This window comes from Desulfobulbus sp. (assembly GCF_031547805.1).
Lineage (GTDB): Bacteria > Desulfobacterota > Desulfobulbia > Desulfobulbales > Desulfobulbaceae > Desulfobulbus.
Genome location: NZ_JAVBRQ010000030.1, coordinates 84,588 through 108,670, shown reverse-complemented (window position 1 = coordinate 108,670; position 24,083 = coordinate 84,588). Strand labels below are relative to the sequence as shown.

Below are 24,083 nucleotides of genomic sequence, written 5' to 3'. Positions count from 1 at the left end.
CTTCCCCGTGGTTGGGGAAAGCCGGCGCATGCGGAAGAGTGTTTAGAAGGATTTGGTCAGGGTGGCGATGATGCGCGATTCTTCCGGGCCGTTTTCAACCCCGTACTCCTGGAGATAGCGCAGATTCACCTGGAACAGCATGGGCAGGTAGAGCACGTTGAGTTCCGGGCCGACGGCATGGGCCTGCTTGTGCTGATCGGACACGATGCCGTAGGCCAGGTTGTCGTCGCTGTCGTCGGACACCTGCCAGTAGGAGGCGCCGGCCAGACCGGGGCGGATCATCCAGTTATTGAACCGGAATTCCTTGCCGATGCCGTATTCGGCGACAAACTCGGAACCGGGCCTGACGTCGGTGTCTTCCTGTTCGCTGTTGATCAACACCCTGGTCAGGGCGCTGACGGACCAGGTTTTCTGCTCGTCGAAATAATAGGTGCCGCCCAGGGTCAGGCGGCCGGACCAGTAGCCCAAGCCGGGCGAGGCGGGTTCGTTGGCCTCGTAGTGGCCGGTGGGGACGATCACCGCCAGGGCCAGCGCGGCATCCCAGCGGGGCCGGTGCCAGGCCAGGGCAAAGGGCTCGATCTCGATGTCGCCGATTGTGAAGGAATGGCTGTCGGAAAAGGTACCCTGGGTGAATTCCTGGTCGACCAGGGGCACGACGAAATCGTAGAAATAGTCGGCGCCCAAAATCTTGATGTCGGTGACATGGATCACGCGTTGGGCCGAGGCGAAGACGTTGAGGTCGAATTTTCCCGGCACGGTGTTGCCGCTGTTGTTCTTGTATTCGGTCGGGTTGTACCAGAGGTTGTACATGCGGTAGTGCCAGCCCGGCGGCGGCGCCGTGGCCGCCATCACTCCCTCGACTCCGTAGTTATAATGCGAGCCCGGGGTTGCCGCCCAACCGGTGCCGCTCAATCCTGTCAGCAGTGCCAGACCGCCGGCAATGCCGCCAAGCCATTGCTTACTTCTCCGTAACATCTTTTTCTCCTTACTTGTTGTCGCTCATCTTAGGTTCGGCCTCGCGGCCTTGCCCGCTTGCATCGTTTGCCGTTCACGATCCGGCCATTCGGCCGAACCGCTTCCAGAAATCGGGAAAGGATTTGGCCACGCATTGTTCGTCGGCAATAGCCACTCCGGGGATGCGCAGGCCGGCCACAGCAAAGCTCATGGCCATGCGGTGGTCGTCGTAGGTGGCAATGGCGGCGCCGTGCAGGTTGCTGCCGCCCTTTTTGCCGTGGATGATCATCCGGGCTGGCTCTTCCTCCACCTCGGCCCCCATTCGGCGCAGTTCGTTGACCACCGCGGACAGCCGGTCGCACTCTTTGATCCGCAGGTGGGCGATATTGTCGATCACGGTCGTGCCTTCGGCAAAGGCGGCCACTACCGCCAGGGTCGGGGCCACGTCGGGCATGTCGCCCATGTCCAATTCGATGCCTGTCAGGGTTTCCGGGCCGGTGACGGCGATGCCCGCCTCGGTCTGGTCGATCCGGCAGCCCATGCGGGCCAGATAGGGCAGGAGCCTGGCATCGCCCTGCAGGGAAGGGACCGGCACGTTGGCCACCACCACCCGGCCGCCGGTGACCGCGGCCGCGGCCCAGAAGTAGGAGGCGCCCGAGGCGTCGCCCTCGATGGCGTAGCTCCGGCCCTGGTAGCGGCCTTGGGGAATGCGGAAGAAATTTAAGGTTGGCGCGGCCTCGGCCCGGATGCCGAAATCGGCCATCACCGCCAGGGTCATTTCCACATAGGGTTGGGAGAGGATCTCGCCGCGTACCTCCAGCTCGGCCGGGGCTGCGGCATAGGGCGCCACCAGGAGCAGGGAAGAGAGGTACTGGCTCGATTTGCCCTCCGGCAGCACGGTGCGGCCGCCGGCCAGCCCTTGGGCGAGAATGGTCAGGGGCGGGCAGCCGGTGCCGGCATCGCTGTCGATGGCCACCTGCCAACCGCGCAGGGCCTCCATCAGGGGCAGGATCGGCCGCTTTGCCATGCGCTTGCTGCCGGTGATGCGGAAACGGCCATGGCCCAGCGCCGCCACCGAGGCGAGAAAACGGGTGGCGGTGCCGTTGTTGCCGAGGAAGATGTCGGCGGCGGGCGGTTCGATCCGGCCGCCGGTACCCCGGACCTGCCAGCAGTCAGGCGCACTGTCGTCGCAGTCGATGCCCATGGCCCGCAGGGCGTCGATGGTGTAGCGGGTGTCTTCGCTGGCCAGCGGTCCGAGCAGTTGCGAAGGGCTCTCGGCCAGGGCGGCGGCGATCAGGGCGCGCTGGGTCAGGCTTTTGGAGCCGGGAACCGTGACCACGGCGTCAAGGGTGCGGACGGGGGTAATGGCGATCATCTCTGGGCATCAAGCAAAATGTTAGGAATGCCGGCCGTGCAGGGCGGCAAGCAGGGCCTGGCGCATGGCCGGGTGGGGGGCTTCGCGGCCGGTCCAGAGGGTGAACTGGGCCGCACCCTGATACTGGAGCATGGTCAGGCCGTCGATGGCGCGGCAGCCGCGGGCAGTGGCCTCGCGCAGCAACCGCGTCTCCAGGGGCGCGTAGACGATGTCCATGACCACGGGAAAATGGGGCAGCAATTCCGGGGCGATCGGCATGGCCTCGATGTGAGGGGCCATGCCCGCCGAGGTGGTGTTGATCAGGGCATCGGCCCGGATTCCGGCCAAGTCGGTAGCCGGGATGAACGGGCAGCCCAGCTGCCCGGCCAGATGGCGGCCCTTGGCTTCGGTGCGGTTGGTGAGCAGGATCTGGGCCCCGGCCTCGATCAAGCCGAAACCCACGGCCCGGGCCGCGCCGCCGGCGCCGACCAGCAGGACGGTGCGGCCGGCAGGGTCGATGACCTCGGCCAGCGCCCGGTTGGATCCAAGCCAATCGGTGTTGTGGCCGGTGCAGCGGACAGCGGTGCCGGTCCGTTCGAACACCAGGGTGTTGACCGCGCCGATCTTGCGGGCAACGGGATCGATGGCATCGAGCAGGTCCATGATCGCCACCTTGAACGGCACGGTGACCGACACACCGACGAATCCGAGGCTGCGCAGCCCGTGAAAGGCCTCGGCCAAATCCGCCGGGCGCATCGGCACATAGACGCCGTTGAGTCCCAGGTGGGCCAGGGCGGCGTTGTGCATGGCCGGACTCAGGGAATGCTCGACCGGATCGCCTATGATACCGAAAAGTTGGGTGTGTCCGTCGATCATTGGGGGCAATCGAGCAGGGCGAGCAGCCGATGGAGGTTATGGATCGTGATCTGGCCCGGCGCGGTTGCCTGTTCCGGGCTTAAAGCGGCGTAGGTCATGTGGCCGCCGAGGTAGAGGGTGGCCAGCCGGCTGATCGCCCCGGCCTTGCCCATGGCAAAGGCGCAGAGGGGAAAGGCGGCGGCCGCGGCTTCCTGTTGGAGAGACAGGACGCGCAGCGCGTCGGTCGGCGAAGCGGCGGTGGTGACGATCTTGCCGATGTCGGCGCCGCTGGCAACCATTTGGCCAAGAATGGCGCTTAAGTGGCCGGCGGCGGGGGTCGCGGCGAAATCGTGGCTGGAGACGAGCACCTGCGCACCGCCGGAGCGGGCCGTTGCCAGCAGCCGGTCGCGGAACTCCGGCGCGGTCCGCAGCTCGATGTCGACCAGACGGGCGCCGTCTCTCAGGGCCGCCTCAAGGCAGGCGATGCGCTCCGGTTCGCTGCCGGCAAACCGGCCTCCTTCCCAGATCGGTCGGTTGGTCGCCAGCACCGGTTTGCCGAGGGCGGCGATGCAGGCGGGGGTAAGCGGCTCGCGCAGGCCGTCGAGCCGGATCTCGACCACATCGGCCAGCCCGGCCACCGGCGCAATCGCGGCCAGCACCGCCTCGTTGCTCTCGGCCAGCACCGAGACGCAGATCAATCCCTTCGTCGCGGTCATGGCTTATGCGTCCAGGCGCAGGGAGCCGACAATGCCCCGGACCGAGGATTCGCCCTGCTGCCGCAGGTACGCTTCGATGCCGTCGACAATCTGGCCGGTTGTCGCTGGATTGAAAAAATTGGCGGTGCCCACCTGGATCGCGGTGGCCCCGGCGAGAAGAAACTCGACCGCGTCCTCGGCGGTGGCGATACCGCCAATGCCGATCACCGGGATGCTGACCGCGGAGGCTACCTGCCAGACCATGCGCAGGGCCACGGGCTTGATCGCCGGGCCGGACAAGCCGCCGATCACGTTGGCCAGCCTGGGCCGTCTGCTACGGGCGTCGATGGCCATGCCGATCAGGGTGTTGATCAGGGAGATCGCGTCGGCGCCGGCGGTTTCGACCGCCCGGGCCATGGCGACGATGTCGGTGACATTGGGCGACAGTTTGACAATAACCGGCAGGTCGGTGGCCGCCTTGACCGCCTGGGTGACCGTTGCCGCCATTTCCGGGACAGTGCCGAAGGCAACGCCGCCTTTCTTGACGTTGGGGCAGGAAATATTGACTTCCAGGGCGTCGATTCCGGCCACGCCGGTCAGCCTCGCCGCCAGGGCGGCATACTCTTCGCTGGAGTCGCCCAAAATATTGACGATCACCCGACAGTCGCAGGTGCGCAAAAAAGGCATTTTGTCGGTGATGAAGCGATCAACGCCGACGTTTTCCAGGCCAATGGCATTGAGCATGCCGCAGGGCGTCTCGACGATGCGCGGCGGCGGATTGCCCGGCCGGGGAGCCAGCGAAATGCCCTTGACCACCACTCCACCCAGACGGGCAAGCGGAGCCAGATTGGCAAATTCGGCGGCATAGCCGAAGGTGCCGGAAGCGGTCAGGACCGGATTGGCCAGTGCCAGCGGTCCCAGCGAGACCGAAAGGTCGATGGGGTGGTTCACCGCTGCCATGCAACCTCCTCGGCGTTCACCACCGGCCCGTTTTTGCAGACATGGAGATAGCGGTTGCCGGTGCCATGGACGGTGCAGCCCAGGCAAGCACCCAGGCCGCAGGCCATGTGCGCTTCCAGCGAGACCTCGCAGGCAACCTTGGCATCCCGGCAGATCTGAGCCACCGCCGCCATCATCGGCATCGGCCCGCAGGCATAGGCTTTGGCCGTGGCTGGCAGGTGGGCGGCAAGCAGATCGGTCACCAGGCCATGGTGGCCGAGCGAGCCGTCGTCGGTGGCGATTTCGACCCTGCAACCCAAGTCGCGGAATCCCGCCGCCAGCTGGATCAGTTCTTCACCGGTGCGCGAGCCCAGGAGGACCGTACAGCGTTCGGGTGGTTCCAGCCGTTCGGCCCAGAAAAGCAGGGGGGCAATGCCGATGCCGCCGCCGATCAGGCAGATGGGGGTCTTGGCCGCCGGAGGGTTGAATCCGTGTCCCAGCGGCCCGATCAGATTCAGGTTCTGGCCGGGACGGCAGCGGGCCAACAACTCGGTGCCCCGGCCCACCACCCGGATCAGGAGCTGAAGGGTATCGGACCCGTTGCACCGGTGGATGGAAAAGGGTCGCCGAAGCAGGGGATCGAGAAAGGGGCCGCAGGACACCATGACAAACTGTCCGGGCCGGGCGGCGGAGGCGATCCGCGGCGCGCGCAAGCTCAGCCGATAGAAGCTTTCGGCCAGCCGGTCGATCGAGTCGATTATAGAATTTTCCTGGTACTCGGGCATGGAAAGCGATACAACAGATCACGGGTCAACCGCGTTTTTTGAAAAATCAACAGGTGGTTATCAATGGTGCAATCAGCTTTGCTCATCGTGGCTGCGGTGCTCGGCGCCGTGGTGGGTTCGTTTCTCAACGTGGTCATCCTCAGGCTGCCGAAAGAGGGGGAGTCCATTGTTTTCCCCGCGTCCCATTGCCCCCGTTGCCTGCATCCCCTGGCCTGGTACGAGAACATCCCCCTACTCAGTTTCCTGGTCTTGCGGGGGCGGTGCCGGTCTTGCAAGACGGCCATCTCCTGGCAGTATCCGCTGGTCGAGTTGGCCATGGCGGTTTTGTCGGTTCTGGTGGCGCACCGATTCGGTCTCGGGGTCGAGTCGCTGCTCTATTTTCTTTTTTGTGCTGCCCTGCTGGTTATCATATTTATCGACATCCATCATCAAATAATTCCCGACCAAATCAGCCTGTCCGGCATTGTCATCGGTTTCATCGGTTCCTTTTTCGTCCACACCGTGACCTGGCAGCAATCCGGGCTCGGCATCCTGCTGGGCGGCGGCTTGCTCTACGCGATCGCCTACGGCTACTATGCCTTGACCGGCCGTGACGGGCTGGGCGGCGGCGATATCAAGCTGCTGGCCATGATCGGTGCCTTCCTCGGCTGGCAGAGCTTGCTCTTCGTGGTTTTTGCCAGCTCCCTGGCCGGCAGCGTGGTCGGGGTAGCCGCCATGTTCAAGCAAAAAAAAGGCGGCCTGACTCGCATCCCCTTCGGCCCCTTTCTGGCACTTGCCGCCCTTTCCTATCTCTTCCTTCAGGAACAGATCAACCTGCTGTGGCGTTTGTACCTGACCTACACCGGCCTGCTGTAACTCGATTTGCAGGCAAAAAAAAACCCCGAGAAAATCTCGGGGTTTTTTTTGTGGATAGGCAGGTGGCTTACGCTTCTACTTCGTGTTCCACCCCTATGGCTATTTTGTAGAGGATGGTGAGGATGAAGAAGCCGGCAGCCCAGACGCCGATGGTGATGAAGATTTCGTTGAGTGTCGGGTAGTATTCGACGATTTCTTCGGTCGGCGTGGGAACGAAGCCGCCCAACACAAAGCCGATGCCCTTGTCCAGCCAAAAGGCCAGGAAGATAGAAGCGCAACCGAGTCCCAGCCAGAGATCGCTTTTCCTTCTGGTGTAGGGATGGGTGATCAGGGCAATGCCAGCGACGAAGAGCGCCACGAAGCCCCACATGAAGGGCACCAGGTTATTGTAGACATGGCCATGGTGCTCCAGCCCGAAGAACAGGTATTGCAGGGTGTGCTTGTGACCCGGGATGCTTGAATAGAAGCCGACGAAAAACTCCAGGCCGACGAAGAACATGTTGGCGATGGCCGCATAGGTGATGATGGTCACCATTTTGTCGATGGCCTCTTTGCCGGCATCGAAGTTGGCGACTCGCTTCAGGATCAGGGCCATGACCACGATCAACGCAGGACCGGCGGCGAAAGCCGAGGCCAGGAAGCGGGGAGCGACGATCGCCGACAGCCAGAAATGGCGGCCGGGCAGACCGCAGTAGAGCATGGCGGTGACGGTGTGGATGGAGAAGGCAAAGGGAATCGAAAGATAAACGAAAAAGTAGATCCATTTGGGCGGATGCATCTGCTTGCGCTCCGCGGTCAGGATGACCCAGCCGCACAGAACGTTAAGGATCAGGTAACCCCACAGTACGCACATATCCCAGAACAGCATGGAATGGGGAGTGGCGAAGAACAGGACGTTCAAGCCGCGCAACGGCTGGCCGAGGTCGGCCATGATGAACATCATGCACATCAGCAGCGAGGCGATGGCCAGGAATTCGCCCAAAATGGTAATCCTGCCGAATGCCTTGAAGTTATGGATATAATACGGCAGCACCAGCATGACACCTCCCGCGGCCACGCCGACCAGGAAGGTGAACTGGGAAATGTAGATTCCCCAGGAAACGTCGCGGGTCATGCCGGTGATACCAAGACCGTAGAAGTACTGGCGAAGATAGCAGACAGCCGCCACCGCGATAAAAAAGCCGAGGAAGGCCAGCCACATCCAGTAGTAATTATTTCCTTTTAATGCTTTTTCAAACATGGGGGCCTCACACGATATAAAAGACTGAAGGTAAGGTTCCGAGGGAAGGATTGCGCTGAATGGTGTGGTTCTCCTTCAGAATCTTCCGGATCTCGGAGTTCGGGTCGTTGAGATTGCCGAAGACGAGCGCCTTGCTGTCGGCGACGGCCTCGACACAGGCTGGCATTTTACCGGCTTGAACCAGTTCCACGCAGAAATTGCATTTTTCCACGACACCGCGCGTGCGAGTAGGATAATCGTGGTTGATATGGGCGATGAACGGCCGAGGATCGCGCCAGTTGAAGCTGCGGCTGCCATAGGGGCAGGCGGCCATGCAGAAACGGCAGCCGATGCAGCGGTGGTAATCCATGCCGATGATGCCATCGTCATAGCGGAAGGTGGCCTTGGTCGGGCAGGCGCGGACACAGGGCGGATTGTCGCAGTGGTTGCACAGGATCGGCAACTTCTTGCTGGCGCTCTCCTCATCGGGATACAGGTTGGGTCGTTCGGGAAAGGCATTTTCGAACTTGGTCATCCAGATCCATTTGATCTCATCGCGCTTTTCAGGAAAATTGGGCACGTTGTGAAACTGGTGGCAAGCGTGGACCGCTTTTTCGCCCAGTCCGGGATCTTGATAGAATTTCTTGATATCGATGATCATGCCGTAGCGAATGGCACCCGGCTTGCCCGGAACGGCGCCGGCAGCGCCCTGGTTCTCACCGGTGTTGGCCTGCGCCATCCCGGCACCCGCAACCAAACGATCGACTACTGCAGTTCCACCAAGGCCCGCCAGGGTTGAAAGGCCGGCAACCTTGAGGAAATTTCTTCTGTTGGTATCCATTTGTTTTTTCCTCCTTCGCCGTTCACTCAACAGGGGCCAAGTGGCAGTCCCAGCAATAGGGACGAACCGATGCGTAGGTATGACAGGTGTCACAGAACTGCTTCTTGCTGGTGTGGCATTTCATGCAGTTCAGCATCAGGCTCTTGGGGTATTCCTTGCCGTCCACGGTCACGGTTCCACGCTGGCCGTCCCGCAGGACTTCGTCGCGCCAGACGTTCAACAGTTTCATGTGCTCGGCGCGGATTTCGGCCGCCGGCAGCACGCAGGCTTTGGCATCCTTGGGTAACACGGGCTTGGGTGGTTCAGTCCCACCGCCGCGGTTGTACCAGATGGGTATGGTGATGAACAGGACGAAAATGATCAGTCCCGGAATTATTTTACCGCTGTCATACATCGCTCTTCCTCCCTTCCTGCGGGTCAGTTAAACCAAGGTCCTGAGCCCTTCGGTCAGGTCTTGTCGTTGTTCACCTTCGATCACCAATGCGTTGCCGACAAGCTCGCTCAAACCGGCCACCTGAACCTCGGGTACCCAGTAGTTCATGAGGGTTGTCAAGGTGGCCCGGTCGATCGCGCATACACAGCCGAGGGTGTTGACCCCATGCTTCTCGTGGACATAGCGGACGGCATTGGCCCGCGGCAGCCCCGAGCGCATGCGCAACTCCATGATTTCGTCGGTGTTGAGCGCCGTGCCCGAGCCGCAGCAGAAGGTTTGCTCGCGGATGGTGTTGGGCGGCATTTCGAACCAGTTGTCGACCACATTGTCAAGAACATAGCGCGGTTCGTCCAGCAGGCCCATGGCACGCGAGGGGTTGCAGGAATCGTGGAAGGTCGCGACGACATGGGCGTTGCGGCTCTTGTCGAGCTTGATTTTATTGTTCTTGATGAGGTCGGCGGTGAATTCGGAGATGTGGACCATCTTGGTGGAGGCGGCGTTGTCGAACACCGTGCCGGTGATCGGCGAGCGCGGAACCTCGAGGAAGTCGGCCGGACCGTTCATGGTATCCATGTACTGATGGAGGACACGCCACATGTGGCCGCACTCGCCGCCCAGAATCCAGCGGACGCCCAGACGCTTGGCTTCGGCGTATATCTTGCCGTTGAGCTTCTTCATCATCTCGTTGGAGGTGAAGAGACCGAAGTTGCCGCCCTCGGAGGCGTAGGTCGACCAGGTGTAGTCGAGGCCGATGGCCTCGAACAGCAGCAGGTAGCCCATGCAGGTGAAGATGCCCGGCTCGGCGAAGACATCGGCCGAGGGGGTGACGAACAGCACCTCGGCGCCCTTGCGGTTGAAGGTCGGGTTGACCCGGACGCCGGTGAGATTCTCGATATCCTCGCAAAGGAACTCGACATTGCCCTTGAAGGCCTGGGGGGTCAGGCCCATGTGGTTACCGGTCCGGTTGGAGTTGGAGACCGGCTCCATGGCCCAGTTGATGCCCACGCCGACCATGTGGAGCAGCTCGCGCAGCATCATGGTGATCTCGGCGGTGTCGATGCCGTAGGGACAGAAGACCGAGCAACGCCGGCATTCCGTACACTGGTAGGCGTACATGAACCATTCCTTGAGCACGCCTGCTGTCATCTCGCGGGCGCCGACCATCTTGCCCAAAATCTTGCCGGCCCGTGTGAACTCCTTGCGGTACACGGACCGCAGCAGCTCGGCGCGCAACACCGGCATGTTCTTGGGGTCGCCGGTGCCGATGAAGAAGTGGCATTTGTCGGCGCAGGCGCCGCAACGGACGCAGCAATCCATGAATATCTTCAGGGAGCGGAAACGATCGAGCCGGTCCGCCAAGCCCTTGAGAATGATTTCCTTCCAATTTTCGGGAAGTTTCCAATCGTCGTCTTCCGGATTCCATTCGCGGGCATTGGGAAAACTGACGCCCTTCTGGCTGTCCAGATATCTGATAACCTCAGCCTTGGCCGGGTAGGCGTAATTTCCGGGCTTGAAAACGGCAGGTACATCCATCCAATTCTTGGTCGGGATGGAGCCCGTCATCAGCGAAGGTCCCTCGGCAACGCTCCGTGCCAGCTTATCTACCTTTACTACTGCCATTGCTCTGTCCTTGTCCTCTTGAATTATCCAGCGTTAGTCATTAGCCTTGCGACGGCAACTCTTTCTCGACGGGAATGCCCTGCTCGACCATATCCTCGCGGAACTCGTCCTCATAGGCGGCATAGGAATGCGGCTTGATTTCCGGGTTCCAGGGGTTGATGTGGCGTTTCATCCGGGAATCGTTTGCCAGATTCCGGGTCGGGCTGAGGAAGACGCCGCCCATATGCATAAGCTTGCTGAAGGGAAAGTACGCAAGCAGAGTGCACACCAAAAAGAGGTGGACATAGAAGAGGGAACTGATCTTGACGGTGATGGTCGGCGAGAAGGTGACCAAGCCCACGGCCAGTTCCTTGATGGCGTTGATGTCCACGTCGGCCCGGAGGAAGAAGCGCATCAGGATGCCGGTCAGCACGATGCCCAGGATCAGGAACAGCGGGAAGTAGTCGTTCGTCAGGGAGATGTAGCGCACCTGAGGATTGGTCAGGCGGCGGCCGAACAGGAACAGCAGGGCGAGGACGATGGTCACGTCCGTCATGTACATGGCCGGAGCGCCGATTTGCAGGAGCGAATCGCCGATTTCCACGAAGGAGACCAGCCCCGGCACCGGATCGAGGAACAGCCGCATGTGGCGGATGACGATCAGCAGGAAGCTGTAATGGAACATGATGCCGAAGAGCCACAGCCACTTGCTGGACTCGTAGGTCAGTTTCGGCCCGGCGTAGACGGTGGCCTTGGTGTTGCGCCAAAGCGAACGAAAGAGGACGATTTCAAGAAACATCCTGGCCACGACCTGGGCGGCATTGACCGGTGCCTCGAGTTTGTCATGCTTGATCCAGGGCAGCGAATACCCCTGGCCGCAGGTGGTGGGAATCTTGAATGGCACCGGCGATTTGCCCCAAAGGATGACCTTGTAACAAAAACCGCCTAAAAACAGCGCCATGGCCAGATACGGAATGACAACGCCAAAAAGGTATTGCATTCCCGGTATCTGCACCAGAATCAGCGCACACAACACCAGGGCAATTACTGCCGCCAAAGGGAAGGCGTACTTCATCGATCACTCCTTCGCATTCAGGTTAACGATAACTTTGATAAAAGTTACGATAAAAGCCGGAGTGTGCTCCAATCCTGCTTTGAAGCCTCCGGCGGGTCACACGCGTTCATGTTTCCAGCTCGGCGCTCTCCCCCTGCCGCGCCCGACGTATGAGGGAGGAAGGGCAGGCTGCATCGGTGAGTATGGAACTGCCGCTTTTGAGCTCGCGAATTCGGTTGCGGTACAGCTGCTCCCGGCATTCGCTGTATATATTGAAGGCGGTCAGCGCCATTCGGTCGATCCGGCAATCCAGTTCATCCAGCTCGCCCATCAGCGGCTTGAGGCTTTGTTCGCCGGAAAACACCTGCTTCACCACCCATTTCAACTCCAGAAACGGGGCCACGGCCTGCGCCGGGGTGAATTCTTGGACCGCACGAATCCGGACCACCTGGTCCAACGGTTTGTCAAAAGCTTGGAGTTCGGCGTCGGCCAGCAGCAGATCAAAGAGGGCCGTTAGCCCGGTCGTGATATTGCTGCCCACCGGATTGGCGAAAGGATCCTTGGCCGTTTTGAAAAAACCGGGCGCGACATAGCTGTCAAGGGTGCGCTCGATCCACAGGGAAAGGATCTCCCGCTTTTTGCGGGCCAGTGCTTCGTTTACTGCTTCCATCGCTTACGGTCAAAACGGCTCTCAAGCCCGCGAGCGGACCGGAGCAGCCAATGCAATTCTGTCAGTATATCAATCATCTCTCACTCGTGAAAAATGAATGACGATTCATGCACCGCATGCTCTAGCACGATTACCGATTTGTTTCAAGATAAAAGTTAGCGAACCGCTCCGGCGGACCCGCCGCCGTTGCGGCCTTCTTTTAACAGAAACACGGCTAGTTGGATGTAGGGATCGGTGGCGACCTGCTTGTCGAGCTTCTGCTCCGGCGGCTCCTGCTTACTCTCGTCGTCTTCACCGTCTTCCTGCATCAGTCCCGCGGCCTTGGCCTCCTTGCGGGTGGCCTTGACCTCTTCCCGTTCCTTCCACATGGCATCGAGGGCCACGGTCACGGTGGTCTGCTTGGCCCGGATCTTGGTTTTTTGCGTTTCCTCCTTGATCTTCTTGAAGGCGGCGCTGTTATCGATCCATTGTTTTCCTGCAAGCCACATCTGATCCTGGGGAATGCGGTTGCCGCGCCATCGGGCATAATCCACCCGGTCCACCTGATCCCAGGGCAGGGAATAGTCCATGTATTTCTCGCCGGTTTCGAGATAATCGAAGATCGAAGGCACGACCAGATCCGGTTCGACGCCCTTGAACTGGGTGGAGCCGCCGTTGACCCGGTAGAACTTCTGGATGGTGAGCTTGAGGGCGCCGAGATCGTCGTAATCCTGCAAATGCAGGAGCGGCAGATTCTTGTTCATGTCCATCATGGCCTGCACCGTTCCCTTGCCATGGGTGTGTTCGCTGCCGATGATGAAGGCCCGGCCGTAATCCTGGAGGGCGGCGGCGACGATTTCCGAAGCAGAGGCGCTGAATTGGTTGACCAGGATGATCAGCGGACCGCCATAGGCGACATCGCGGTCCTCGTCCTCGAGTACCCGGATGGAGCCCTGCGAATCCTTGACTTGGACAATCGGACCGCCGGGCAGGAAAAGTCCTGAAATCTGGACCGCGTCGGCCAGGGCTCCTCCGCCGTTGTTGCGCAGGTCGACGATCAGGCCGCCGATTTTCTGTTTTTTCAGTTTGATCAGTTCGGCCAGGGTGTCATCGCTGACATTGCGGCTCTCCTTGCCGTTGCTCTGGGCCGTGAAATCCCGGTAGAAACTGGGGATGCGCAGGTAGCCGATGGTGGTCTTGCCATTTTTGATCGTCGTCGACTTGGCATAGGTTTCCTCGATCCGGACCACGTCGCGGATGATGGGAATGACCCGCTTGGTCCCGTCGGGCTTCTGCACGGTCAGGCGGACCTCGGTCCCCTTGGGCCCACGGATGAGGCTGACCGCTTCCCGGATGCGCATTTCGGAAATATCGACCGGTTCGCCGTCCTTCTCGGCCACGGCCAGGATGGTGTCCTCGGCCTGGAGTTTTCCCTGCTTCTCGGCCGCGCTGCCGGGAATGATCCGGACCACCTTGATCAAGCCCTCGTCTTCCCGCAGCAGGGCGCCGATGCCTTCGAGCGAGCCGCTCATCTGGATGTCGAAATCCTCCTTGGAAGTGGGCGCCATGTAGTCGCTGTGGGGGTCGAAGGCCCGTGCCACCGCGTCGAAATAGCGGTCGAAGTGATCCTGGCGGGACTGATGCGCCAACCGGCTCAAGGCCCGATGGGTGGATTCGCGCACCTTTTTGATCGCTTCCTGGATCTCGGCCGGATGTTGTTTGGGATGGATATTTTTCAGGATATCGGGCTGTTGCTTGCCCTTGGTCTCCAACAGGTCGAAATAGGCCTCCAAAACCTGCATTTTCAGGGCCAGGTGCCAGCGCTCCTTTAATTTTTCAATGTTTTCGGCAAACTCCAGTTTCTTGGGCTCGATTTCGAGCGATTCCTTCAGGTCAAAGTCAAAGCCCTGGTTGAGGATCGGATCGATCATCTTGTCCACCTGATCGATCCGGTCGTTGAGCAGGGTCATGCCGGCGTCGGCCAGTACGATCTTGCCCCTGGACAGTTCTTCGTCGATGTGGTCGGCAAAGGCCTGGAGTTGCTTGGCGTCGGCTTGGAGCAGAAACCGCTTGCGCGGATCGAGCTGCCGGAGATAGAGGTCGAAAGCCCGGCGGGAAAGGGCGTCGTCCAGCGGATGATGGCTGAAATGCTGGGCCGGAAGCTGCTGGCTGAGCATCAGGGCGATCAGTTGGTTGCGCTCGGCGTTGAACTCCTCGGGAGCAGCCTTTTTGGCCTGGCACGGGGCGGTCAGGGTCAGGACGAGCAGAAAAGAGGCGGCTGCGAAGAGCCACGGGCGCCGAAAGGAAAGTCGGGTGGGCAGTGTCATAACGGTTGGCAGGTCAAATCCGGAGGGTGGATGAAAGCCATGGGGCGTTCACGGTGTCGGAAAATGGTTGGTGGTGCGTCAGAAAGGACTGACAAGCTTGTCGGCGCTGGCCATGGCATCCATGATGGCATACATGTTGGATATCTGGCCAACCCGCATGGCTGATTTCAATTGGAAGAAATCCAGGCAGGTCCCGCAGGCGAGGATTTCCACCCCCTGGTCCTGCAGCTGCTTGAGGGCATCGAGGGCACCGGAGGCGGCGGTCACCAGCTTGACGCCGCTGTTGTAGAAAAGGATTTTGTCGGGCAGCGGCTTGATCTCCTTGATGGTCTGGATGTAGGTCTGCAGCAGGGCCCAGCCCAACTCTTCGCTGCCCCGGCCCATGGAGTCGGAGGAGATGACGTACACCAGCCGGGTTGCCGCCGGAGGGGCGCACCGGTACATATCTGGATCGTCGGCTTGCCGGACCGGAGTTTCGGCTGCGGTGACGAGGATTGCAAAACAGCCTCCGGGCCGGTCGGTGCTGGCCGCCGTGTGCCCCTGGTTTTGGGCGAAACGGAGGACATTGTTTTTCGACGCCTCGTTGTCGACCAGGATTTCAAGCTGGTGTGCGCCCTGCTCCAGGGCGTCCTTGACACGCAAAACCGGCTGGGGGCAGGGAAGGCCGATGCAATCGAGCGTGATGTGGGACATGGAAAACTCCTTGCCCTGCCCGCCGCGAAACCGCCGGCGAGCCAAGCGCTTACAGAATGATTTCCTGCCCTTCCCGGGCAAAAAAGACTTGCATGGAACCGCAATGCTCGGCCGCGCAGTAGGTGAGGGCCATCTGGTCGAGCTGGTCGTCGCTGCGCTCCGGGTCGTGGTGGAACAAGGCTAGCTGCTTGACTTCCGCCCGTTTGGCGGCGGCGATGGCATCCTCGATCGGCGTGTGACCCCAACCGACCTTGCCCTTCTCGTATTCCTGCCGGGTGTACTGGGCATCGTGCACCAGCAGGTCGGCGCCCCTGAAAAAATTTTCCAGCACCTGGTTCTGCTCCCGGGCCGCTTCCTCGCCTTCCTGCGCCATCAATTCGTCGTAGGAGGGATGATCGGGATCGGTAACGAAAAGGTTGCGGAACGGTTCGGTGTCGTATGCGGTGCAGAAAACGGCGCCGCGAAAGCTGAAACGGTAGCCCAAGGTGGTGATGGGATGGTTGATGATCGCGGTCGCCAAGGTGATGCCGTCGCCCAGATCGATGAGCGGCTCCTCTTTCAACCGCAGATACTCGATGTTGCCGGCCAGCTCACCCATGTTGACCGGAAAATAGCGGTACTTCATCTGGCCACCGACCACGGCTTCCAGGGGTTCGTCCTCATAGGTTACCGGGCCGAAGACCTTGAGGCGGGTGCCGGGGATATAGGCCGGCACGAAAAAGGGAAACCCCATGATGTGGTCCCAATGGGTGTGGGAAAGATAGATCTCGGTGGAAATCGGTCCCTTGGGCAGGTCGTTGGCCAGCATGTAGTTGGCCAGTTCGCGGATGCCGGAGCCGGCGTCGATGATGATGTGCCGGTTGACTTCCGGAAAGCGCAGTTCGATGCAGGCGGTATTGCCGCCGTATTTCATGGTGCGCGGACCTGGACAGGGGATCGAGCCGCGCACCCCCCAAAATTTGACTTGAATCATATTGCTCCTTGCGCACGCGTGCGGCCGGGCCGCTCAGACCTGGAGAAAAATTTCCGCCTTCTGGATTTCCTCGTCAACAAGCTCGGAAAGGCCGACCACGGCCGACCATTCCAAATCGCACATGGCGAGCAATGTTGGCAACTGTTCCCCATCGGGATAGCGGTTGCCGGCATTGCCGATGTCGAACAGGCAGATGTAAAAATCGGCCAGCGCCACCGTGGCCACCAGGGCCTGATGCTCCGGCGACGCCTGCTCGGGGGAATGGTGGTGGCAGATGGCGTCGGTGATCACCGGGTTGAGCCGCCAGTTCGAGGCAATCATCTCGCCGACCTCTTCGTGGTCGATCTCCAGATGTTGCTTTTCCAGGTGGATCAGCGGCAGCTGCTCATTCTTCGCCTGGGCCAAAACCTCGATGTATTCGTCGCCAAAGGGAATCTTGCCGAGATCGTGGAGCAGGCCGGCCACGAAATACTCCTCCCGCTCCGCCAGGGGCAGGCCGCGCTCGGCGGCCAGCAGTTTGGCCATGACGCCGACCCCGATGGAATGGGCCCAGAAATCCTTGATCGGCAGGGCTTTGGACTTCTTGACCTGGCCGACGCAGCGGATAACGGCAGTCGACAGGGCCAGGTTCTTCACCGTGTTCAGTCCCAGCATGATGATCGCCCGGGTCAGGGAGGTAACCTTGTTGACCAGGGAATAATAGGCGGAATTGATCAGCTTGAGGACCTGGCCGGTCAAGACAGGGTCGAGGGAAATGACCTTGTTGAGATCGTTGGGAGAAGTGTCGGTTCGGCTGCAGATCTCGAGGACTTTGCTGACCGTGGTCGACAGACTCGGCATTTTGTCAACAAAAGCTCGGATCTTTTCCAGTTTTGTCTTCCGTTCGCTCATCGACACGACACGCAAAAAAAGGGCGGGGTACCCGGAACACCGGGGGGCTTGAGTTCGGGCTATAATAAATGAAGGCGGGGGGGAGGTCAAGCAGACGGTGCTGTTTTTGCCAAGTTGATTAACAACCGTGTTTTTTAAGAAAATCGCGGATCACCTCGTCCATGACCTGCAGCGGCGTCTGGCCGGCCTCATGGACTCGGGTCCACAGGCAGCGCTGGAAGGCCCGGTACAGATCGGCCGCAACCAACAGCTTCAATTCGGCCAACTCCGGCGGGCCTGTTTCAGGAGGCGGAGGCGAGTCGGGCATGGTAGGCCACCACCTCCTGGTAGCGCAGCCCCGAGCCGCCGAAGATATCGAGGGCCGATCCCACGGTCACATCGATCCGCTGGCGGCCGCCGCTCCGGATCAGTTCCAGGTCGGCAAGGGAGGCGACCCCGCCGGCATAGGTGGTGGGCACCGGCACCGAAGCGGCCAGCAGGTTGAGCAGGCGGACGTCGATCCCCATGCACTTGCCCTCGACATCGACGGCATGGACCAGGAATTCGTCGCAGTAGGTGCCCAGATCGTCGAGGGTTTCCGGGCTGATCCGCAGGGTGGTGAATTTCTGCCACCGGTCGGTGACGACGTAGTACCCGTCCTGCCGCCAGCGGCAGCTCAGGTCGAGGACCAATCGCTTTCTGCCGACCAGTTGGGTCAGCCGGGTTAGCCGCTCCCGGTCCAGCACGCCGTCGTGGAAGACATGGGAGGTGACGATGAGGTGCGAGGCCCCTTTTTCCAGCCAGTGGAGCGCATTGTCCGCGGTGATCCCGCCCCCCACCTGCATGCCGCCGGGCCACGCGGCCAGGGCATCGGCCGCGGCCGCTTCGTTGCCCGGGCCGAGCATGATGACATGCCCTCCGGGCAATTCGTCCCGACGGTACATGGCGGCATAATGGGAGGGAGGCAGGTCGGAGGCAAAGTTGGTGCGCACCGAGGCCGGATCGTCAACCAGGGTGGAGCCGACAATCTGTTTGACCTTGCCTTGGTGGAGATCGATGCAGGGGCGGAAGCGCATGCGGGGTACACAAGAAAAAGGGGGCTGACCGAATCGGCAGCCCCCGGTGGTGCGAACGGATTACATTTCCTTGACCATCATCGTGGTGGGGTCAAGGCGCAGGCCCTTGCCGTCCGTGACCAGCTCGCCGGAATTGCGGATGATGTCGAGTTGGATGGTGGCATCGTGCTCGGGCTTGAGCAGGATGATCATGTCGAACAGGTCGTCGACTTCGTGGCAGGGTGCGGGCACGCCTGCAGGCGAAACCCGGTCGTCGCCGCGATGGCAGATGGCCGAGAACCAAGCTTGCATGTCCATGGTTTCCATCAGGTTCTTGAGGTCTTCCAAGGCTTCCCGGTCCGTCTGGTCGAAATTGAAGCCGTCGACGATCAGGCAGTTCGGCCGGAAGATATCCTGCAGCACCAGGTCGTTCAGGCGTTCTTCCAGGCGCGAGCGGGTAAAGGCGGCCACCTTGAAGGTCATTATCATCCGGTGTTGGGCGACCATGTCGACCAGCTCATGCGGCCGGGTGACGCTATGCCCCTGGAGAATGGTCGAGAGGATGTCGTCGTACCATTTCTTGGTCTTGTCGATGGTTTCGCCGATGCTGACATGGATGACGTTTTTGCCCCGGAGGATGGCATCCAGGGCGATCTGCACCAGGAGCGCGGTCTTGCCGAGTCCGGCCCGGGCCATGACCAGGCCCAGCTGATTGTTCTCCCGGCTCATGTTGAGCACCCGCAGCGGGTTTTGTTGTACCAGTGGTTCGTATCCCATAACTCACCTCGTTCGGTTCATGCTGTTCTGTGTTGAAGGCAACCGGTGGCGCGGCTCACGCGTCCTTCTTCTGGGCCGCGAAGGCCTTGATCAATTCGTCGGCAACCCCCTTGGGCACCTGCTTGTAGGTGGCGAATTCCATGGTGAATTCGGCCTTACCCTGGGTCAGGGAGCGCAGGGTGGTGGAGTAGCCGAACATCTCGGCCAGCGGCATTTCCGCCTCGACCACGGTGTAGTTGCCTTCTTCGAAAGTGCCGATGATCACGCCGCGGCGTTGGTTCAGACTGCCCATGACCGACCCCTGGAACTCGGAGGGGCCTTCCACCGCCACCTTCATGATCGGCTCCATGATCACCGGTGAGGCCTTGGCGTATCCTTGCTTGAAGGCGCCGATGGCGGCCACCTGGAAAGCGATATCCGAGGAGTCGACCGCATGAAAGGAGCCGTCGTTGATGGCCACCCGTACGCCGGTGATCGGCGCTCCGGTCAGCGTACCTTTCTCCAGGGATTTTTGGAAGCCCTTGTCGCAGGAGGGGATATATTCGCGGGGAATCACGCCGCCGACGATCTGGTCGACAAATTCGTATTCGCCCTCGGGCAGCGGCTCGATGAAACCGGCCACCCGGCCGTACTGGCCGGAACCGCCGGTCTGCTTCTTGTGGGTGTAGTCGAACTCGGCGCGCTGGGTGATGGTCTCGCGGTAGGCCACCTGCGGCGCGCCCACCTCGACCTCGGCCTTGTATTCGCGCTTCATCCGCTCGATATACACTTCAAGGTGCAACTCGCCCATGCCCGAGATGATGGTCTCGTTGGTCTCGTGATCGACGTAGGTCTTGAAGGTGGGGTCTTCCTTGGTGAAGCGGTTCAGGGCCTTGGACATGTTGATCTGGGCCTTGTTGTCCACCGGGTTGATCGCCAGGGAAATGACCGGTGCCGGCACGTGCATCGAACTCATCGACCAGTTGAGCCCCGGACTGCAGAAGGTGTCGCCCGAGGCGCAATCGATGCCGAACAGGGCCACGATGTCGCCGGCGCCGGCACTCTCGATCTCTTCCATTTCGTTGGCATGCATCCGGACCAGACGCCCGATCTTGGCCTTCTTGCCGGTGCGGCTGTTGATGATGGTGTCACCCTTCTGGATCACGCCTTGATAGGTGCGGATGTAGGTCAGTTGGCCGTAGCGGCCGTCTTCCAGCTTGAAGGCCAAGGCGACCAGCGGATCGGCAGGATCGTTGCTGACCACCACCTCGCTTTCGTTCTGGTTGAGGTCCAGGGCGGTGTTCTCGATGTCGGTCGGGCACGGCAGGTAGGAGGTGACCGCGTCGAGCAGCAGCTGGATCCCCTTGTTCTTGTAGGCCGATCCGATCATGACCGGGGTCAGTTCCAGGCTCAGGGTGCCCTTGCGAATGGCGTCGTGGATCATGGCTTCCGGAATCTCGCCTTCCTCCAGCATGGCTTCCATCAACTCGTCGGAAAACATCGAAACCGCATCCAGCAGCTCTTCCCGCTTGGCGTCGGCCTCTTCCCTCAATTCTGGCGGAATCTCGGTCTGCCGCATATCGTTGCCCTGGTCGCCTTCGAAATAGATCGCCTTCATGCTGACCAGGTCGATCATGCCCTGCAGGTCGCTTTCCAGGCCGATGGGGAGCTGGAGCATGATCGCGTTGAGGTCGAGCTTGTCGCGCAACTGCTGGGTCACCCGAAAGGGGTTGGCGCCGGTGCGGTCGCATTTGTTGACAAAGGCGATGCGTGGGACCTTGTAGCGGGTCATCTGCCGGTTGACCGTGATCGACTGCGATTGGACGCCGCCCACCGAGCAGAGGATCAGCACCGCCCCGTCCAGCACGCGCAGGGCACGCTCGACCTCGATGGTGAAGTCGACGTGGCCGGGCGTGTCGATGATGTTGACATCGTAATCCTTCCAGGTGCAGTAGGTGGCGGCCGATTGGATGGTGATGCCGCGCTCTCTCTCCAGATCCATGGAATCCATGGTGGCGCCGACGCCGTCCTTGCCCCGGACCTCATGGATGGCGTGAATCCGTTGGGTGAAGAACAGAATACGTTCCGTCAGTGTGGTCTTGCCCGAATCGATATGGGCGCTGATGCCGATATTCCGCACTTTGGTCAAATCTTTTTTCATGACGCGTTCCTCGAACCGCTTGCTGGTCGCCCGCCCCGTGTTGCACTGTGACGCGGAGCCTCTTTTCAACTGTAAATAAAAAAAGGAGTTACAGCAGATTCTGCAACTCCATGCGTTATGCTGTGAGCTGGCAACGGGTGGCAAGGAAAGGGAATCTTCTTGCTCGGAAAAAGCTTGTCCGCATCCTTTTCTCGGGTCGTCAGGTGAAGCGGATAAGCTTAATTGTGCCAGAATTTAGTAAATCTTATCTTTATAATGCGGCAATATTTTGGGGTCAAGCATTTTTTTGTTTTTTTGCCCAGGGAAAAACCAGGTGCACAACAATAGCAAGGAGCAAGGCGCGCGCGTTCAGGTCCGGTGGCGCATCTGCCCGAATCCGGTCCGGAGCAGCGAATCCCGGCTGATCATCCCTTGGAAACGGCCGTTGTCGTCCATCACCGGCAGGCCGGTGAAGATCGAGGAAAGGAGCAGGCGGGCGGCTTCGCTGGCGGGGCGTTCGGCGGTGATGCTGGCCGGTGATGCGGTCATCACGTGCCGCACCGCGAGCTGCCGGGGGAAAAAGGCGGTGGCGGCCTTGTGGCTGGCCACGGTGAGATCGTGGACGGCAACGATGCCACTGTCGATCAAGGGGGTCAATCCGGCCAGCACCTGGGCGGCGCCAGCGGCCGGCAGGACGATGGCGATGCGGATCGGCAGATTGAACGAGAGCAATTCCAGCCGGCTGGTGGCGACCTCCCCGCTTTCATCGCAGCCGGCGATGCCCCGAAAGACCATGCAGCGGGCGGCGATTTTCAGGCCGCGAACGTACTGGATCACCGCGTCGGCGCTCGGCCGACCTTGGTGGCGGGCCTCCTCGTTGGTGAAAATCTCTATCGTTTTGTAGTCGAGCATCGCGGCTTTCTAGCGCAGTCCGCCCAGGCGCAGGCCCAGATAGGTGAGCGCCAGGCCCCCCAGGTTGTTGAGCAGGATATTGGCCACGGCCTGCTGGATCAGGCCGACTCTGCCGGCAGTGACAGTTTCCAGGGAAAAGGAGGAAAAGGTGGTCAGGGCGCCCAGGTAGCCGGTGATCAAAAACAACCGCATCTCGGGGGTGAGCAGGCGGGAGCGGTCGGCCAAGCCGAAGAGCAGGCCGATGACAAAGCAGCCCGCCAGGTTCACCACCAGGGTGCCGTAGGGGAACGAGGTTCCCCACAGCCGGGCGGTGAGCAGGCCGACGCCGTAGCGGCTGGCCGCTCCCAGGCCGCCGCCGGCCATGACGATCAGCCATGTATATCCGGTCATCATGCCGAACGCTCCTTCATCAAAAGATGGGCGTGGCCGCCGCTGCCGGCGCACAAAAAAAGGGTTGCAGCGATACGCCGCAACCCTTTGCTTGTGTTGGTGCCGAGACCAGGATTTGAACCAGGGACACACGGATTTTCAGTCCGTTGCTCTACCGACTGAGCTATCTCGGCACCCAAATTTGAAGGCCTGCATACTTAGCAAAAATGCAGGTTTATTGTCAACATTTTTTTATTTTTTGTTGTCGGTGAAAAGATCTCCGAGATCGATGTCGAACTTGTCGAGGGCGGTTCCGGTTTTCACCGAGGGGAGAAACCGCTTGCCAGCGGCGCTGCCGGTGACCAGCTTGGCCGGGGCCTCGAGGTCCAGGCCACTGATGTTGAGGTCTTCAAGACCTCCCTGCCCCTTGCCGGCGGAAGGCGCCGGTGGTGTTGGCGGCGGAGTGGAGGAAAGGGCGGCCACGGGGTCCAGATCGGCCAGCGTCGGCTGCTGCTCGAAGCGGATGGGCTCGGCTTGTTCTGTTACCGGCGGCGCCAGATCGGAAATATCGAGTTCACCGAAATCCACGGAAGGCATGACGGACCGAGGTTCTTCGGCCGGCTCCTCCTCTTCGAGCATGAATTCCTCGTCACCCGGCGTTTCGGCGGCCTTTTCCTCGTCCATCTCCTCCATTTCATCGCCAAAGCCGGCAAACTCGATTTCGTACCGTTCGGCCTCCTGCGGCTGCTCTTCCTCTTCTTCCGATGCTTTCTCGCCCGCCTCCACCTCTTCCATGGAAAACAAGGTCGCGCTCTCGGACAGGGAAGATTCGTCCTGTTCCCCGGCGAACTGGTCGGAAACGGGAATCTCTTCTTCCTCGTTGACCGCAAAGGTCAAAAACAGGGGAGGAGAAGCGTCATACGCCGTGCCGTTGAGTTCGGTGCAGAGGTCGCCGAGATATTTGTGGCACTTTTTGCACGTTTCCAGGTGGTCGAAGGAGGTAAAGCCGCATTTGGGGCAACGCATAATTTTCGCCTTATTCGTAAAGAAAGTCGAACAATACCGGGCGCGCAAAATAGGTGCGGCGCTCGAAGGGTGCACCCATTATCGCATAGAAAAAAAGAGAAAATCAAGATGCGAACCAAAAATATCGCAGCAACCTCAAAATTCCCGCGTCGGCGAACGGCTCGATCGTCAAAGACGGACGGAGGTTATGGGGCTACTCGCGCCGGCCGAACCGTTCGTAGCTGACCCGATCAAATGGCAGGGATGCGTGAGGATGTCCGCTCTTGGTGTCCGCCGGATGGCCGATGCCGACGATGGCCAGCACCTCCAGGCCTTCGGGCAGGCCGAGGAGATCGGCGAGAAAAGCCTGCGAATCGCTGCCGTCGCCGCGTTGCCGCAGGCGAATCTGGACCCAGCAGCTGCCCAGGCCGAGATCGGCGGCTTCCAGGTGGAGGAGGGTGGCGACGATGGAGGCATCCTCCACCCAGACGTCGCTCTTGGCCGGGTCGGCGCAGACCACGATCGCCAGCGGCGCGCCCTTGAGGAAGGTGGCGCCGTGGGCCTTGGCCACCGCCAGTTGCTGTATCGTCTCCGGGGCGGTGACCACGATCAGTTCCCAGGGATTGGTGCCCTTGGACGAAGGCGAGCGCAGTGCCGCCTCCAGGAGAAGATCGACGGTTTTCGGTTCGATCGGCTGGGCGGTGAATTTGCGGATGCTTCGGCGGGTACGCAAGAGATCGATCAGCATGCA

At 60.8% G+C, this 24,083-nt stretch carries 25 protein-coding genes and 1 tRNA gene; 1 reads left to right on the top strand and 25 read right to left on the bottom strand.

The annotated features are described in order from the left end of the window. Positions 1-42: 42 nt before the first annotated feature. From RMR13_RS10945 to RMR13_RS10920, 6 genes are all read right to left on the bottom strand, one after another. Complete coding sequence (locus tag RMR13_RS10945) at positions 43-975, bottom strand: transporter (protein ID WP_310600669.1); 933 nt, start codon at positions 973-975, stop codon at positions 43-45. A 73-nt stretch (positions 976-1,048) separates the two neighbouring features. Next, complete coding sequence (aroA, locus tag RMR13_RS10940) at positions 1,049-2,329, bottom strand: 3-phosphoshikimate 1-carboxyvinyltransferase (protein WP_310600668.1); 1,281 nt, start codon at positions 2,327-2,329, stop codon at positions 1,049-1,051. 21 nt (positions 2,330-2,350) lie between these two features. Continuing rightward, positions 2,351-3,184: a shikimate dehydrogenase gene (locus tag RMR13_RS10935; RefSeq protein WP_310600667.1), complete on the bottom strand. Its 834-nt coding sequence runs from the start codon at positions 3,182-3,184 to the stop codon at positions 2,351-2,353. Continuing rightward, positions 3,181-3,879, bottom strand: coding sequence for a type I 3-dehydroquinate dehydratase (gene aroD / locus RMR13_RS10930; protein WP_310600666.1), 699 nt, complete (start codon positions 3,877-3,879; stop codon positions 3,181-3,183). Before aroD ends, RMR13_RS10935 begins: the two co-directional genes overlap by 4 nt. A gap of 3 nt (positions 3,880-3,882) precedes the next feature. Then, positions 3,883-4,818 (bottom strand): dihydroorotate dehydrogenase, encoded by a 936-nt coding sequence (locus RMR13_RS10925; RefSeq protein ID WP_310600665.1) that lies wholly within the window; start codon positions 4,816-4,818, stop codon positions 3,883-3,885. Beyond that, positions 4,806-5,582: a dihydroorotate dehydrogenase electron transfer subunit gene (locus RMR13_RS10920; RefSeq protein WP_310600664.1), complete on the bottom strand. Its 777-nt coding sequence runs from the start codon at positions 5,580-5,582 to the stop codon at positions 4,806-4,808. The genes RMR13_RS10925 and RMR13_RS10920 overlap by 13 nt, the downstream gene beginning before the upstream one ends. A gap of 63 nt (positions 5,583-5,645) precedes the next feature. On the opposite strand from RMR13_RS10920, the gene RMR13_RS10915 reads away from it, so the two are divergent. Continuing rightward, complete coding sequence (locus RMR13_RS10915) at positions 5,646-6,437, top strand: prepilin peptidase (RefSeq protein WP_310600663.1); 792 nt, start codon at positions 5,646-5,648, stop codon at positions 6,435-6,437. 67 nt (positions 6,438-6,504) lie between these two features. On the opposite strand, the gene dsrP is transcribed toward RMR13_RS10915, so the two are convergent. From dsrP to RMR13_RS10820, 19 genes are all read right to left on the bottom strand, one after another. Next, a complete protein-coding gene (gene dsrP / locus RMR13_RS10910) occupies positions 6,505-7,677 on the bottom strand; it encodes a sulfate reduction electron transfer complex DsrMKJOP subunit DsrP (protein ID WP_310600662.1) in 1,173 nt (390 codons plus the stop codon). Positions 7,678-7,684: 7 nt separating this feature from the next. Beyond that, positions 7,685-8,497, bottom strand: a complete 813-nt coding sequence (dsrO, locus tag RMR13_RS10905) for a sulfate reduction electron transfer complex DsrMKJOP subunit DsrO (protein ID WP_310600661.1) — start codon at positions 8,495-8,497, stop codon at positions 7,685-7,687. Positions 8,498-8,519: 22 nt separating this feature from the next. Continuing rightward, positions 8,520-8,891 carry a sulfate reduction electron transfer complex DsrMKJOP subunit DsrJ gene (dsrJ, locus tag RMR13_RS10900; protein ID WP_309411428.1) on the bottom strand — a complete coding sequence of 124 codons (372 nt, stop codon included), beginning with the start codon at positions 8,889-8,891 and terminating at the stop codon, positions 8,520-8,522. Positions 8,892-8,918: 27 nt separating this feature from the next. After that, positions 8,919-10,550 carry a sulfate reduction electron transfer complex DsrMKJOP subunit DsrK gene (dsrK, locus tag RMR13_RS10895; RefSeq protein WP_310600660.1) on the bottom strand — a complete coding sequence of 544 codons (1,632 nt, stop codon included), beginning with the start codon at positions 10,548-10,550 and terminating at the stop codon, positions 8,919-8,921. Between the two features lie 40 nt (positions 10,551-10,590). Next, positions 10,591-11,604, bottom strand: a complete 1,014-nt coding sequence (gene dsrM, locus RMR13_RS10890) for a sulfate reduction electron transfer complex DsrMKJOP subunit DsrM (RefSeq protein ID WP_310600659.1) — start codon at positions 11,602-11,604, stop codon at positions 10,591-10,593. A 106-nt stretch (positions 11,605-11,710) separates the two neighbouring features. Continuing rightward, on the bottom strand, positions 11,711-12,253 hold the full coding sequence (locus RMR13_RS10885; RefSeq protein ID WP_310600658.1) for an RsbRD N-terminal domain-containing protein: 543 nt from the start codon (positions 12,251-12,253) through the stop codon (positions 11,711-11,713). A 155-nt stretch (positions 12,254-12,408) separates the two neighbouring features. Beyond that, positions 12,409-14,559 carry a carboxy terminal-processing peptidase gene (locus tag RMR13_RS10880; RefSeq protein ID WP_310600657.1) on the bottom strand — a complete coding sequence of 717 codons (2,151 nt, stop codon included), beginning with the start codon at positions 14,557-14,559 and terminating at the stop codon, positions 12,409-12,411. Positions 14,560-14,637: 78 nt separating this feature from the next. Further along, the gene (gene yedF, locus RMR13_RS10875) at positions 14,638-15,252 is read right to left on the bottom strand and encodes a sulfurtransferase-like selenium metabolism protein YedF (protein ID WP_310600656.1); all 615 of its coding nucleotides are present in this window, start codon (positions 15,250-15,252) and stop codon (positions 14,638-14,640) included. A 49-nt stretch (positions 15,253-15,301) separates the two neighbouring features. Further along, on the bottom strand, positions 15,302-16,225 hold the full coding sequence (locus RMR13_RS10870) for an MBL fold metallo-hydrolase (protein WP_310600655.1): 924 nt from the start codon (positions 16,223-16,225) through the stop codon (positions 15,302-15,304). Positions 16,226-16,258: 33 nt separating this feature from the next. Next, entirely contained in the window at positions 16,259-17,065 is an 807-nt protein-coding gene (locus tag RMR13_RS10865) for an HDOD domain-containing protein (protein WP_310600654.1), read from the bottom strand. A 169-nt stretch (positions 17,066-17,234) separates the two neighbouring features. Beyond that, complete coding sequence (locus RMR13_RS10860) at positions 17,235-17,423, bottom strand: hypothetical protein (RefSeq protein ID WP_310600653.1); 189 nt, start codon at positions 17,421-17,423, stop codon at positions 17,235-17,237. Then, positions 17,398-18,171 (bottom strand): phosphoribosylformimino-5-aminoimidazole carboxamide ribotide isomerase, encoded by a 774-nt coding sequence (gene hisA / locus RMR13_RS10855; protein ID WP_310600652.1) that lies wholly within the window; start codon positions 18,169-18,171, stop codon positions 17,398-17,400. The genes RMR13_RS10860 and hisA overlap by 26 nt, the downstream gene beginning before the upstream one ends. Before the next feature lie 60 nt (positions 18,172-18,231). Next, positions 18,232-18,927, bottom strand: a complete 696-nt coding sequence (locus RMR13_RS10850; RefSeq protein ID WP_310600651.1) for a hypothetical protein — start codon at positions 18,925-18,927, stop codon at positions 18,232-18,234. A 55-nt stretch (positions 18,928-18,982) separates the two neighbouring features. Further along, positions 18,983-21,067 (bottom strand): elongation factor G, encoded by a 2,085-nt coding sequence (fusA, locus tag RMR13_RS10845; RefSeq protein WP_310600650.1) that lies wholly within the window; start codon positions 21,065-21,067, stop codon positions 18,983-18,985. A gap of 348 nt (positions 21,068-21,415) precedes the next feature. Continuing rightward, on the bottom strand, positions 21,416-21,958 hold the full coding sequence (locus RMR13_RS10840) for a DUF190 domain-containing protein (RefSeq protein WP_310600649.1): 543 nt from the start codon (positions 21,956-21,958) through the stop codon (positions 21,416-21,418). 9 nt (positions 21,959-21,967) lie between these two features. Next, positions 21,968-22,351, bottom strand: a complete 384-nt coding sequence (crcB, locus tag RMR13_RS10835; protein ID WP_310600648.1) for a fluoride efflux transporter CrcB — start codon at positions 22,349-22,351, stop codon at positions 21,968-21,970. Between the two features lie 94 nt (positions 22,352-22,445). Beyond that, a tRNA-Phe gene (locus RMR13_RS10830) sits at positions 22,446-22,521 on the bottom strand. 58 nt (positions 22,522-22,579) lie between these two features. Then, a complete protein-coding gene (locus RMR13_RS10825) occupies positions 22,580-23,353 on the bottom strand; it encodes a hypothetical protein (RefSeq protein ID WP_310600647.1) in 774 nt (257 codons plus the stop codon). Positions 23,354-23,546: 193 nt separating this feature from the next. After that, a complete protein-coding gene (locus tag RMR13_RS10820; protein WP_310600646.1) occupies positions 23,547-24,080 on the bottom strand; it encodes a nitroreductase family protein in 534 nt (177 codons plus the stop codon). Positions 24,081-24,083 lie beyond the last annotated feature (3 nt).